Annotated in this window: 5 protein-coding genes, 19 tRNA genes and 3 rRNA genes; 24 read left to right on the top strand and 3 right to left on the bottom strand. The window is 40.8% G+C overall.

The features are described 5' to 3' along the window. The first annotated feature begins 169 nt into the window (after positions 1-169). From ACE83Q_RS04175 to nrdG, 24 genes are all read left to right on the top strand, one after another. Positions 170-1,730 (top strand): 16S ribosomal RNA (locus tag ACE83Q_RS04175). 192 nt (positions 1,731-1,922) lie between these two features. Then, a 23S ribosomal RNA gene (locus ACE83Q_RS04170) occupies positions 1,923-4,842 on the top strand. Between the two features lie 85 nt (positions 4,843-4,927). Next, positions 4,928-5,043: ribosomal RNA gene (gene rrf, locus ACE83Q_RS04165) — 5S ribosomal RNA — on the top strand. The 16S, 23S and 5S rRNA genes sit together here with 19 tRNA genes alongside, the layout of an rRNA operon. A gap of 14 nt (positions 5,044-5,057) precedes the next feature. Next, positions 5,058-5,130, top strand: a tRNA-Val gene (locus ACE83Q_RS04160). A gap of 3 nt (positions 5,131-5,133) precedes the next feature. Continuing rightward, positions 5,134-5,206 (top strand) — tRNA-Lys (locus ACE83Q_RS04155). Positions 5,207-5,224: 18 nt separating this feature from the next. Further along, a tRNA-Leu gene (locus ACE83Q_RS04150) sits at positions 5,225-5,306 on the top strand. 14 nt (positions 5,307-5,320) lie between these two features. Beyond that, positions 5,321-5,396: transfer RNA gene (locus ACE83Q_RS04145), tRNA-Thr, on the top strand. 15 nt (positions 5,397-5,411) lie between these two features. Next, positions 5,412-5,483: transfer RNA gene (locus ACE83Q_RS04140), tRNA-Gly, on the top strand. Between the two features lie 11 nt (positions 5,484-5,494). After that, a tRNA-Leu gene (locus ACE83Q_RS04135) sits at positions 5,495-5,583 on the top strand. A 28-nt stretch (positions 5,584-5,611) separates the two neighbouring features. Then, a tRNA-Arg gene (locus ACE83Q_RS04130) sits at positions 5,612-5,685 on the top strand. A gap of 4 nt (positions 5,686-5,689) precedes the next feature. Continuing rightward, positions 5,690-5,763 (top strand) — tRNA-Pro (locus ACE83Q_RS04125). A gap of 40 nt (positions 5,764-5,803) precedes the next feature. Further along, positions 5,804-5,877, top strand: a tRNA-Met gene (locus ACE83Q_RS04120). A gap of 19 nt (positions 5,878-5,896) precedes the next feature. Continuing rightward, positions 5,897-5,970, top strand: a tRNA-Ile gene (locus ACE83Q_RS04115). Positions 5,971-6,008: 38 nt separating this feature from the next. Then, positions 6,009-6,098 (top strand) — tRNA-Ser (locus ACE83Q_RS04110). A 13-nt stretch (positions 6,099-6,111) separates the two neighbouring features. After that, positions 6,112-6,185 (top strand) — tRNA-Met (locus ACE83Q_RS04105). Between the two features lie 2 nt (positions 6,186-6,187). After that, positions 6,188-6,260: transfer RNA gene (locus ACE83Q_RS04100), tRNA-Asp, on the top strand. A 6-nt stretch (positions 6,261-6,266) separates the two neighbouring features. Then, a tRNA-Phe gene (locus ACE83Q_RS04095) sits at positions 6,267-6,339 on the top strand. A gap of 6 nt (positions 6,340-6,345) precedes the next feature. Then, a tRNA-Tyr gene (locus tag ACE83Q_RS04090) sits at positions 6,346-6,426 on the top strand. Positions 6,427-6,434: 8 nt separating this feature from the next. After that, positions 6,435-6,508 (top strand) — tRNA-Trp (locus ACE83Q_RS04085). Positions 6,509-6,520: 12 nt separating this feature from the next. Continuing rightward, a tRNA-His gene (locus tag ACE83Q_RS04080) sits at positions 6,521-6,593 on the top strand. 33 nt (positions 6,594-6,626) lie between these two features. Further along, positions 6,627-6,697, top strand: a tRNA-Cys gene (locus ACE83Q_RS04075). A gap of 12 nt (positions 6,698-6,709) precedes the next feature. After that, positions 6,710-6,793: transfer RNA gene (locus ACE83Q_RS04070), tRNA-Leu, on the top strand. 742 nt (positions 6,794-7,535) lie between these two features. Further along, positions 7,536-9,710, top strand: coding sequence for an anaerobic ribonucleoside-triphosphate reductase (nrdD, locus tag ACE83Q_RS04065; protein ID WP_409021480.1), 2,175 nt, complete (start codon positions 7,536-7,538; stop codon positions 9,708-9,710). Next, a complete protein-coding gene (gene nrdG / locus ACE83Q_RS04060) occupies positions 9,685-10,275 on the top strand; it encodes an anaerobic ribonucleoside-triphosphate reductase activating protein (protein WP_409021479.1) in 591 nt (196 codons plus the stop codon). The genes nrdD and nrdG overlap by 26 nt, the downstream gene beginning before the upstream one ends. Before the next feature lie 46 nt (positions 10,276-10,321). Here nrdG and ACE83Q_RS04055 read toward each other — a convergent pair whose 3' ends face one another. The 3 genes from ACE83Q_RS04055 to ACE83Q_RS04045 are packed head-to-tail and all read right to left on the bottom strand — an operon-like array spanning position 10,322 to position 12,621. Next, positions 10,322-10,879 (bottom strand): M15 family metallopeptidase, encoded by a 558-nt coding sequence (locus ACE83Q_RS04055; protein WP_409021478.1) that lies wholly within the window; start codon positions 10,877-10,879, stop codon positions 10,322-10,324. 11 nt (positions 10,880-10,890) lie between these two features. After that, positions 10,891-11,937, bottom strand: coding sequence for a sensor histidine kinase (locus ACE83Q_RS04050; RefSeq protein ID WP_409021477.1), 1,047 nt, complete (start codon positions 11,935-11,937; stop codon positions 10,891-10,893). A 9-nt stretch (positions 11,938-11,946) separates the two neighbouring features. Then, entirely contained in the window at positions 11,947-12,621 is a 675-nt protein-coding gene (locus tag ACE83Q_RS04045) for a response regulator transcription factor (RefSeq protein WP_409021475.1), read from the bottom strand. Positions 12,622-12,680: the final 59 nt, after the last annotated feature.

The following is a 12,680-nucleotide window of genomic DNA, read 5'->3' as shown; positions in this document are numbered from 1 at the left end:
TGATATGATATAAAAGTTGTCAAAAGCAACCAAGTAGATCTTTGAAAACTGAACAAATTTTCGACAAATCAAATGTGTAGGGTCTCTTAACTAAGAGTTAAGAGCAAACATTTGCGAAGTCAATTCGCTAGTTTCAAAAAGTAACAAAACAATAAGAGCAATCAACTTTTTATATGAGAGTTTGATCCTGGCTCAGGATGAACGCTGGCGGCGTGCCTAATACATGCAAGTCGAACGCATTATCTTCACCGAGTGCTTGCACTCACCGAAGATAATGAGTGGCGAACGGGTGAGTAACACGTGGGTAACCTGCCCAAAAGAGGGGGATAACACTTGGAAACAGGTGCTAATACCGCATAATTTGTTAAACCGCATGGTTTGATAATGAAAGACGGCGTAAGCTGTCACTTTTGGATGGACCCGCGGCGTATTAGCTAGTTGGTGAGGTAAAGGCCCACCAAGGCAATGATACGTAGCCGACCTGAGAGGGTGATCGGCCACATTGGGACTGAGACACGGCCCAAACTCCTACGGGAGGCAGCAGTAGGGAATCTTCCACAATGGACGAAAGTCTGATGGAGCAACGCCGCGTGAGTGAAGAAGGTTTTCGGATCGTAAAGCTCTGTTGTTAGAGAAGAATGTAGGTAAGAGTAACTGTTTACCTAGTGACGGTATCTAACCAGAAAGCCACGGCTAACTACGTGCCAGCAGCCGCGGTAATACGTAGGTGGCAAGCGTTATCCGGATTTATTGGGCGTAAAGCGAACGCAGGCGGTTTTTTAAGTCTGATGTGAAAGCCTTCGGCTCAACCGAAGAAATGCATTGGAAACTGGATAACTTGAGTGCAGAAGAGGAGAGTGGAACACCATGTGTAGCGGTGAAATGCGTAGATATATGGTAGAACACCAGTGGCGAAAGCGGCTCTCTGGTCTGTAACTGACGCTGAGGTTCGAAAGCATGGGTAGCAAACAGGATTAGATACCCTGGTAGTCCATGCCGTAAACGATGAGTGCTAAGTGTTGGAGGGTTTCCGCCCTTCAGTGCTGCAGCTAACGCATTAAGCACTCCGCCTGGGGAGTACGACCGCAAGGTTGAAACTCAAAGGAATTGACGGGGGCCCGCACAAGCGGTGGAGCATGTGGTTTAATTCGAAGCAACGCGAAGAACCTTACCAGGTCTTGACATCTTCTGACAAGCCTAGAGATAGGCCGTTCCCTTCGGGGACAGAATGACAGGTGGTGCATGGTTGTCGTCAGCTCGTGTCGTGAGATGTTGGGTTAAGTCCCGCAACGAGCGCAACCCTTATTATTAGTTGCCAGCATTTAGTTGGGCACTCTAATGAGACTGCCGGTGACAAACCGGAGGAAGGTGGGGATGACGTCAAATCATCATGCCCCTTATGACCTGGGCTACACACGTGCTACAATGGACGGTACAACGAGTTGCGAGACCGCGAGGTTAAGCTAATCTCTTAAAGCCGTTCTCAGTTCGGATTGTAGGCTGCAACTCGCCTACATGAAGTTGGAATCGCTAGTAATCGCGGATCAGAATGCCGCGGTGAATACGTTCCCGGGCCTTGTACACACCGCCCGTCACACCATGAGAGTTTGTAACACCCAAAGCCGGTGAGGTAACCTTTTAGGAGCCAGCCGTCTAAGGTGGGACAGATGATTAGGGTGAAGTCGTAACAAGGTAGCCGTAGGAGAACCTGCGGCTGGATCACCTCCTTTCTAAGGAATATTACGGAAACCTACACACTTGTCGAAAATTTGTTTAGTTTTGAGGGGTTTACTCTCAAAAAATTTGTTCTTTGAAAACTAGATAATATTTATTAAATTTTTAAGCAATAAGCCGAGAAACACCGCGTTTTATTAGTTAAGAACGTAGTTCTTAACAAAACCACTTTGCTTTAAGTAAAGTTAGGTTAAGTTATCAAGGGCGCATGGTGAATGCCTTGGCACTAGGAGCCGATGAAGGACGGGACTAACACCGATATGCTTCGGGGAGCTGTAAGTAAGCTTTGATCCGGAGATTTCCGAATGGGGGAACCCAGCAGTTTTAATCGACTGTTACTATTAACTGAATACATAGGTTATATAGAGGTAAACGCAGGGAACTGAAACATCTAATTACCTGCAGGAATAGAAAGAAAAATCGATTCCCTAAGTAGCGGCGAGCGAACAGGGAAGAGCCCAAACCAAGAAGCTTGCTTCTTGGGGTTGTAGGACTGCTCATTTGAGTTACCAAAGATTTTTATAGTAGAAGAGTCTGGGAAGACTCGCCGTAGAGGGTGATAGCCCCGTATACTAAATGAAAATCTCTCAGAGCAGTATCCTGAGTACGGCGGAACACGAGAAATTCCGTCGGAATCCGGGAGGACCATCTCCCAAGGCTAAATACTCCCTAGTGACCGATAGTGAACCAGTACCGTGAGGGAAAGGTGAAAAGCACCCCGGAAGGGGAGTGAAATAGTTCCTGAAACCATGTGCCTACAAATAGTTAGAGCCCGTTAATGGGTGATAGCGTGCCTTTTGTAGAATGAACCGGCGAGTTACGTTTGCTTGCGAGGTTAAGTTGATAAGACGGAGCCGTAGCGAAAGCGAGTCTGAATAGGGCGCCATAGTAAGTAGACGTAGACCCGAAACCAAGTGACCTACCCATGTCCAGGTTGAAGGTGCGGTAAAACGCACTGGAGGACCGAACTCATGTATGTTGAAAAATGCTGAGATGAGGTGTGGGTAGCGGAGAAATTCCAAACGAACTTGGAGATAGCTGGTTCTCTCCGAAATAGCTTTAGGGCTAGCCTCGGAATTAAGAATCATGGAGGTAGAGCCACTGTTTGGACTAGGGGCCCATCTAGGGTTACTGAATTCAGATAAACTCCGAATGCCATTGATTTATATCCGGGAGTCAGACTGCGAGTGATAAGATCCGTAGTCGAAAGGGAAACAGCCCAGACCACCAATTAAGGTCCCAAAATACATGTTAAGTGGAAAAGGATGTGGAATTGCACAGACAACTAGGATGTTGGCTCAGAAGCAGCCACCATTTAAAGAGTGCGTAATAGCTCACTAGTCGAGTGATTCTGCGCCGAAAATGTACCGGGGCTAAACATGTTACCGAAATTGTGGATGGAACCCATTAGGGTTCCGTGGTAGGAGAGCGTTCTAAGGGCAACGAAGCTAGACCGTAAGGACTGGTGGAGCGCTTAGAAGTGAGAATGCCGGTATGAGTAGCGAAAGACAGGTGAGAATCCTGTCCACCGAATGACTAAGGTTTCCTGGGGAAGGCTCGTCCTCCCAGGGTTAGTCGGGACCTAAGTCGAGGCCGAGAGGCGTAGACGATGGATAACAGGTTGAGATTCCTGTACTAGTTATATTTGTTTGAACGATGGAGGGACGCAGCAGGCTAAGGAAGCGCACTGATGGATATGTGCGTCCAAGCAATAAGTCTGAAGTTGAGTTAAATGCTTAACTTTAAGGACAAGTTGTGATGGGGAGCGAAATTAAGTAGCGAAGTAACTGATGTCACACTGCCAAGAAAAGCTTCTAGTTAGAATATAACTACCCGTACCGCAAACCGACACAGGTAGTCGAGGAGAGTATCCTAAGGTGTGCGAGAGAACTCTCGTTAAGGAACTCGGCAAAATGACCCCGTAACTTCGGGAGAAGGGGTGCTGACCGAAAGGTCAGCCGCAGTGAATAGGCCCAAACGACTGTTTATCAAAAACACAGGTTTCTGCAAAATCGTAAGATGACGTATAGGGGCTGACGCCTGCCCGGTGCTGGAAGGTTAAGAGGATGAGTTAGCTTCGGCGAAGCCCAGAATTGAAGCCCCAGTAAACGGCGGCCGTAACTATAACGGTCCTAAGGTAGCGAAATTCCTTGTCGGGTAAGTTCCGACCCGCACGAAAGGCGTAACGATTTGGGCACTGTCTCAACGAGAGACTCGGTGAAATTATAATACCCGTGAAGATGCGGGTTACCCGCGACAGGACGGAAAGACCCCATGGAGCTTTACTGTAGCTTGATATTGAGTGTTTGTATAACTTGTACAGGATAGGTAGGAGCCGTAGAGACCGGAACGCTAGTTTCGGAGGAGGCATTGGTGGGATACTACCCTCGTTGTATGAACACTCTAACCCTCGCCACTAATCGTGGTGGGAGACAGTGTCAGGTGGGCAGTTTGACTGGGGCGGTCGCCTCCTAAAAGGTAACGGAGGCGCCCAAAGGTTCCCTCAGAATGGTTGGAAATCATTCGCAGAGTGTAAAGGCACAAGGGAGCTTGACTGCGAGACTTACAGGTCGAGCAGGGACGAAAGTCGGGCTTAGTGATCCGGTGGTTCCGTATGGAAGGGCCATCGCTCAACGGATAAAAGCTACCCTGGGGATAACAGGCTTATCTCCCCCAAGAGTCCACATCGACGGGGAGGTTTGGCACCTCGATGTCGGCTCATCGCATCCTGGGGCTGTAGTCGGTCCCAAGGGTTGGGCTGTTCGCCCATTAAAGCGGTACGCGAGCTGGGTTCAGAACGTCGTGAGACAGTTCGGTCCCTATCCGTCGCGGGCGTAGGAAATTTGAGAGGAGCTGTCCTTAGTACGAGAGGACCGGGATGGACATACCTCTGGTGTACCAGTTGTTCTGCCAAGGGCATCGCTGGGTAGCTATGTATGGATGAGATAAACGCTGAAAGCATCTAAGTGTGAAGCTCACCTCGAGATTAGATTTCCCATTCCTTTATGGAAGTAAGACCCCTGAAAGATTATCAGGTAGATAGGTTGGAAGTGGAAGTACAGTGATGTATGGAGCGGACCAATACTAATCGGTCGAGGACTTAACCACAAAGTGGTGTGAAACGGTGTACGGCTTAAAAATCAATGATAAATATTAGCTAGTTTTGAGAGAATAAGTTTTCTCAAAAAAAGAGTGTGGTGGCGATAGCAAGAAGGATACACCTGTTCCCATGTCGAACACAGAAGTTAAGCTTCTTAGCGCCAAGAGTAGTTGGGGGTCGCCCCCTGCGAGGGTAGGACGTTGCCATGCTTTTTTTATTATTTGGAGGTTTAGCTCAGTTGGGAGAGCGTCTGCCTTACAAGCAGAGGGTCACAGGTTCAAGCCCTGTAACCTCCATTTGAGCCGTTAGCTCAGTTGGTAGAGCATCTGACTTTTAATCAGAGGGTCGACAGTTCGAGCCTGTCACGGCTCATTTTCAATTCCACATTCTGCGGGTGTGGCGGAATTGGCAGACGCACTAGATTTAGGATCTAGCGTCGTAAGACGTGGGGGTTCAAGTCCCTTCACCCGCATCATTTTCAGTTATGCCGACTTAGCTCAGTTGGTAGAGCACCTGATTTGTAATCAGGGGGTCGGGCGTTCGAATCGTCTAGTCGGCACCATTTTTTAATTTTTTTGCGGAAGTAGCTCAGTGGTAGAGCATCACCTTGCCAAGGTGGGGGTCGCGGGTTCGAATCCCGTCTTCCGCTTTTCAATAAATGCCGGGGTGGCGGAACTGGCAGACGCACAGGACTTAAAATCCTGCGGTGAGTGATCACCGTACCGGTTCGATTCCGGTCCTCGGCACCATTTATTGTTTTAATTTTATATTTTTAATGCACCCATAGCGCAACTGGATAGAGTGTCTGACTACGAATCAGAAGGTTGTAGGTTCGACTCCTACTGGGTGCATTTTCGGGAAATAGCTCAGCTTGGTAGAGCACCTGGTTTGGGACCAGGGGGTCGCAGGTTCGAATCCTGTTTTCCCGATTAATAGATTACCAAAATTTATTATGTATTTTTATTTTATGGCGGCGTAGCTCAGCTGGCTAGAGCGTCCGGTTCATACCCGGGAGGTCAGGGGTTCGATCCCCTTCACCGCTATTTTCTACGTAAGAAGCTTGGACCTTTAGCTCAGTTGGTTAGAGCAGACGGCTCATAACCGCCCGGTCGTAGGTTCGAGTCCTACAAGGTCCATTACTTGTAGCTGATTCAAGTAGATTTTAATTTTTTATGGAGGATTACCCAAGTCTGGCTGAAGGGAACGGTCTTGAAAACCGTCAGGTGGGTCAAACCACGCAAGAGTTCGAATCTCTTATCCTCCTTTTTTAATATTATCGCGGGATGGAGCAGTCTGGTAGCTCGTCGGGCTCATAACCCGAAGGTCGTAGGTTCAAATCCTGCTCCCGCAATTGGTCCTATGGTATAGGGGTTATTACGTCCGCCTGTCACGCGGAAGATCACCGGTTCAAATCCGGTTAGGACCGTTTAATGGCTCAGTAGCTCAGTTGGTAGAGCAATGGATTGAAGCTCCATGTGTCGGCAGTTCGATTCTGTCCTGCGCCATTTATTGGAAGAGTAGCGAAGAGGCTAAACGCGGCGGACTGTAAATCCGCTCCTTCGGGTTCGGTGGTTCGAATCCACTCTCTTCCATTTTTTATAGGGGTATAGTTTAAAGGTAGAACTACGGTCTCCAAAACCGTCAGTGTGGGTTCAATTCCTACTACCCCTGCCATTTTTTGTTTTGGCGATATTGGCGAAGTGGTTAACGCACCGGATTGTGGCTCCGGCACGCGTGGGTTCGATTCCCACATGTCGCCTTTTATAAGGTTATATCAAGTAATAATTAATATGGCGGTATAGCCAAGTGGTAAGGCAGAGGTCTGCAAAACCTTCATCACCGGTTCAAATCCGGTTACCGCCTTACACGAGTTATGCCGGTGTGGCGGAATTGGCAGACGCGCTGGACTCAAAATCCAGTTCCAGCAATGGAGTATCGGTTCGACCCCGATCACCGGTATTATTAAGTATTAGGAAACATGAAAGCCCATTGATTGGGCTTTTTTTGTACGCTAAATTATGGAGAATAATACAAAATTATAGAAAGTTGAACTTTTGTTGAACTTTTTTGATGAGTAAAAGTTATAATTAACGGTACATTGAGTAATGGGACAACAAATATAAGGTGATATACCAGTCTTTATAAGCGATATTCGTTAATCTACGGTATCGAACCAAAAAGGGTGTGAAGCCTGATTTAACAACTTTTTTCGAATCATGATAATATTTTAGAAATCTGGTCTTTTAGCTCTAGCGATAGAAATTATAACGCGTGATAATTTTGATGAATTCATCGTGTCGGAAACATAGACCATTTACTTTTTAAAATCTTCTTCAAGAAACTTAAGTGAATCATGTACTCCAGTTGTTCCATTGAGCATGGGCGAGTAGCGAATTCTCTGGTAATATGATTTTCTTCAAATGCATATCTGATTAAGCGGCTGTTCGTCAACTATTGTTAGGAAAAAATTTTATGAAAATTTTTAAGGGTATAAAATTTTCTGGTATTGAAAACATAGAATAGTTTTTTTAATGATATATAAATGTCTAACTTTTTAAATACACTTTGAACTTTGTGACAGTAAATTCTAGCTTATAGACAATATATAGATGGTATATATTGTTGTACACTATATATTGTTGTTTTTAAGAGAGTAATCAAGTAACATATATTTATTGTTGTTAGAAAAGGAAGGTCACTTATGAAAAAAGTAGAAGTAAAGTTAGATATGCAAGTGCCTGACATATTTGAAAAGCGTGATGGTCGAAAAGTCGATTTTGCATTACGTAAAGTTTTAAGTAGTACTTTGCCTCGATTAAATAGTAAAAAAAACAAAGAAAACTATCAAGAACTACTATTACATAAACTAAGTAATTATCAAAAAATTAATGCTCAAACGATGTATGACTTAGTTATAGCTACATATCGTGAATTAGGCTACAACGATGCATTGAATAGTTATCAGGAATATAGAATAAATGATGAAAAATTGTGGAAAGAGCAAACTGATCCAGCTGGTCGTTTGGATAAATTATTAAATAAAGATGATACAATTGTTCATGAAAATGCTAATAAAGATAGTAATGTATTCAATACACAACGCGATTTGACGGCTGGGACAGTGGGTAAAACTTTGGGATTAAAATTAATGCCTGAATCACTAGCTAAAGCACATTTACGTGGTTCAATTCATTATCATGATTTAGATTACACACCCTGGAGTCCTATGACTAACTGCTGTTTGATTGATTTTAAAGAGATGTTAACAAATGGATTTAAAATAGGAAATGCTGAAGTTGAAAGTCCTCATTCAATTCAGACTGCAACTGCTCAAATGGCACAAATTATTGCTAATGTAGCTTCAAGTCAGTATGGTGGTTGCTCTGCAGATAGGGTTGATGAGCTACTAGCGCCGTTTGCTGAATTGAATTATGAGAAGCATTTAATAGATGCAAAAATTTGGATTAATGACCCTATAAAACAAATAGAATTTGCTAAGCTTAAAACATGTAAAGATATTTATGATGCCATGCAAGGATTAGAATATGAAATCAATACTTTATTCTCCTCACAAGGACAGACGCCGTTTACTACGTTAGGTTTTGGGTTGGGTGAAAGTTGGATTGAACGAGAAATTCAACTTTCAATTTTAAAAATTAGAATAAAAGGATTAGGGCGTGAACATCGTACGGCCATTTTTCCTAAATTAGTATTTACAATAAAAAAGGATTTAAACCTTAAGCTTGGAGACCCTAACTATGATATTAAGGCCTTAGCTGTTGATTGTGCTACGAAGAGAATGTACCCTGATATCTTAATGTATGACAAGATAAAGGAGCTTACGGGCAGTTTCAAGGTGCCTATGGGCTGTCGTAGCTTTCTGCAAGGATGGAAAGATAAAAATGGTAATGAAGTCAATTCTGGGCGTATGAATTTAGGCGTTGTTACAGTTAATTTACCACGAATTGCTTTGGAATCTGCAGGTAATATTGATTTATTTTGGGATATCTTTAAAGAGAGAATGCAGGTTTGTAAAGAAGCTTTAGTCTTTAAAGTTAACCGTGTCAAGGAAGCTATCCCAGAAAATGCACCCATTCTGTATCAACATGGTGCTTTTGGCGAAAGGTTAAAAGCAGACGGAGATGTTGATGATTTATTTAAGAATCGTCGTGCTACAGTCTCATTAGGTTACATTGGACTATATGAAGTTGGGGCTGTTTTTTTTGGACCCAATTGGGAAAAAAATGAAAAGGCGCATAATTTTACGATTGACATCGTCAAACGTCTTAAAGAATATTGTACAGATTGGTCAGATGAATACGATTATCATTTTAGTGTTTATTCAACTCCTAGTGAATCTTTAACAGATCGTTTCTGCGTACTAGATACTGAAAAATTTGGTGAAATTAAAGATGTTACAGAAAAGGAATATTATACAAATAGTTTTCATTATGATGTTAGAAAAAATCCAACACCGTTTGAGAAATTGTCATTTGAAATGGAATATCCTAAATATGCTTCAGGCGGTTTTATTCATTATTGTGAATATCCTAATTTACGTCAAAATCCTAAGGCATTAGAAGCAGTCTGGGATTGGGCTTATGATAAAATCGGCTATCTAGGGACTAATACCCCTATTGATCATTGTTATAAATGTGGTTTTGATGGTGAATTTAACCCAACTGAACGAGGATTTGAATGCCCTAAATGTCAAAATCATGATCCAAAAACATGTGATGTTGTTAAAAGGACATGTGGATACTTAGGTAATCCACAGCAACGTCCAATGGTTCATGGACGTCATAAAGAAATTGCTTCTCGTGTTAAAAATATGACTTTAGGAATGGTTGATGATGGAACGACAAAAGAAAGTTAAAGCACCACGAAATCCGAAACCTAAAGAATGGATGGCAAGTGAGTTGAGCCAACAATATATTGCATCCTATAAACCGTTTAATTTTGTTGATGGTGAAGGGGTTCGCTGTAGTTTATACGTTAGTGGCTGTTTATTTGCCTGTCCGGGTTGTTATAATAAGGCAGCGCAAAATTTTAGATATGGGACACCGTATACAAAAGAGCTTGAAGATCAAATAATAACTGATTTAAGCGAAGACTATTGCCAAGGATTAACTTTATTAGGCGGAGAGCCCTTTGTTAATACGCAGGTTTGTTTAAGCTTAGTGGATCGTATTCATGATACTTATGGATGGGCGAAAGATATCTGGTCTTGGACTGGTTATACATGGGATGAATTAATGCTTGAATCTGATGATAAACTTGAATTACTTTCAAAAATTGATATTTTAGTTGATGGTCGATTCGAATTACCAAAAAAAGATTTAACTTTGCAATTTAGGGGTAGCTCAAATCAAAGAATTATTGATGTTCAAAAATCATTAATTGCTGGTGAAGTTATTCTCTGGGATAAATTATTAAGATAAAAAACTTGTCACAATACCTTGTATGTAAGGCGTTGTGACAAGTTTTTTAATAGTCATTTGGATTAGCGATAAGTGGTGAATAGTTATTCATATCAGAATCTCTATAGTCCCACCATTCTTCAGAATATCCGATAAAACCAGCAGTTATCATAGCATTATTTAGTATATCGTAATTTATTTGTTGTTGAGGTGTTCGTTGATAATTTCTTCCAGCTCGTTCTGAAAAGTCGTCAAATTTACTTTGCATATTAAGTTCGTGGCCATCCATATCACAGATAGTTAAATCAAATGTCACACCTTTTTGATGACTGAAATTAGGATTTGGTTTCGCTACAAAATTAGGGTCGGGATATACGTTAAATAATTTTTTTTGCGCAGAAACTGGTCGGTAGGCGTCCCAAATTTTCAAACGATAGCCTTGAATTTCGAGTAATTGACTTGCGATACCAAGTTTTTTAGCCGTTCCTGTTCTAGCAATTGCTGTTGAAAAGTCATAAATAATTTGGTTAGTAAAGTTATCTTTTGTAGCGTAGCGTAAATCGACAATAATATTAGAATCGATATCTTTAATATTTGTAAAACCGAGTTCAGTTTCTGATAGCATGATAGACCCTCCTAGCGAAGAATTTCGCCCATTTCATCATTATAATAAGAAAGTTTAGGAAAAATAATTTTAACTGTAGTACCTTCATTTTTTGGAGATTCAATTTCTAATTGATGTCCTAATTTTTGACTTAGTTGATTTGCTAAATAGAGGCCTAATCCGGTTGCATTTTGGTTGAATTGACGACCGTTATTTCCAGTAAATCCTTTGTCAAAAACGCGAGCTAAGTCTGCTTTAGGAATACCAATACCATTATCTTTAATGGCTAATATCGTTTCTTTTTCAGTATCTTTAAGTGAAATAACGATTTCACCATTATTTGGTGTATATTTTAATGAGTTGGTAATCACTTGATTTAAGATAAATCGTAGCCATTTTGAATCAGTCAGAACGGAAATATCAGTACTGTTAAAAACGAAACGAATATGTTTTGAAAAAAATAAGTTCATATTATCTCGAATGACAAGATTAACTACTTTTTTTAATGAATCATCTTGAATTAAATAATCATTTGAAAAGCTATCTAAACGAGAATAATAAATTACTTGTTCAACAAAATTTTCGATATTTTTTAATTCAATTTCAGTTTGCATAACTTGTTTTTCAGATAACTTGCCATCAGATGTTTCAATTAGTAACTGAATAGCAGCTAAGGGAACTTTAATATCATGAATCCAAGCATTTAAAAAATCTTCTTGTTCTTGTTGTTTAGACAAAATATTATTTATTTGTATTTGATGATTGTTTAATAGTGCATTAATATAGCCCTGATACAAACGTTGTTCATTGGAATGTGCACCATTAATAGGAATTAATAAGTCTGCTGTTGCCGGATCAATTGGTAATTTAAATTTTTGGTACCATTGATGATTAATCCAATAACGTGTTACAACAAAAATACTTGATATAATTACTACCAGAATATCTATATATAATAATGTAGATAAAACAATGTTATGGAAAGGATCAAACCACAACACTAGATTAATTAAGAGAATAACTAGAAGGAAAAAGATAATTGTAGTTATTCTATCTGAAAGGTACTTAAAAAATGTCATTAGTGTCTCCTAAGGGATAAGATAACCTTGTCCCACTTTTGTCTCGATAAAATTGGGTAATCCAGCTTGTGCTATTTTTTTACGAACGCGATTAATATTCACCGTTAACGTATTGTCATCAACAAAATGTTCGTCTTCCCAGAGTTCTCGAAGTAATTTTTCCCGGCTAACAATTTTTCCCGTCTGACGCATTAAATATTGCAACAACTGGTACTCATTTTTTGATAAATCAATAATTTTATCGTTAAATTTTGCAGTTCCATTTTGTAAATTTAAAAAAAGACCATTATGCTCGAGTGTTTCTGGTCCCATTTCTGCGTAATTGTAAGTACGTCTTAATAATGCAGAAATTTTTGCAACTAAAACTTCCATTGAGTAAGGTTTATTTACGAAGTCATCGCCACCCATATTCATAGCCATAACCATATCCATATTGGTATTTCGGCTTGAGATAAATATAATTGGTACATTTGATATTTCACGAATTTTTTTACACCAGTAAAAGCCATCAAAATCAGGTAAATTAATGTCTAATAAAACTAAATGTGGTTTTTTCTCAATAAACTCAAGATCAATTTCGCTGAAATTATTAATTAAGATAGGTTTGAATCGCCATTTTGCTAGACTATCTGCGGTAATGTTGGCAATTGTTTTATCATCTTCAACAATCATTATACTAAACATATTATCACCTCTTTAAAGTAAGAACTATTTACCCTACAATACCGGTTTTTAGCATTAAT

Source organism: Dellaglioa kimchii, from assembly GCF_046115505.1.
GTDB classification, from domain to species: domain Bacteria; phylum Bacillota; class Bacilli; order Lactobacillales; family Lactobacillaceae; genus Dellaglioa; species Dellaglioa kimchii.
The sequence above is the reverse complement of the archived record's forward strand: the minus strand, read 5'-3'. Positions and strand labels throughout refer to the sequence as shown.

Coding starts and splice junctions, on each gene's coding strand:
- nrdD (WP_409021480.1), top strand. CDS start 7,536: ATGAAAAAAGTAGAAGTAAAGTTAGATATGCAAGTGCCTGACATATTT.
- nrdG (WP_409021479.1), top strand. CDS start 9,685: ATGATGGAACGACAAAAGAAAGTTAAAGCACCACGAAATCCGAAACCT.
- ACE83Q_RS04055 (WP_409021478.1), bottom strand. CDS start 10,879: ATGCTATCAGAAACTGAACTCGGTTTTACAAATATTAAAGATATCGAT.
- ACE83Q_RS04050 (WP_409021477.1), bottom strand. CDS start 11,937: ATGACATTTTTTAAGTACCTTTCAGATAGAATAACTACAATTATCTTT.
- ACE83Q_RS04045 (WP_409021475.1), bottom strand. CDS start 12,621: ATGTTTAGTATAATGATTGTTGAAGATGATAAAACAATTGCCAACATT.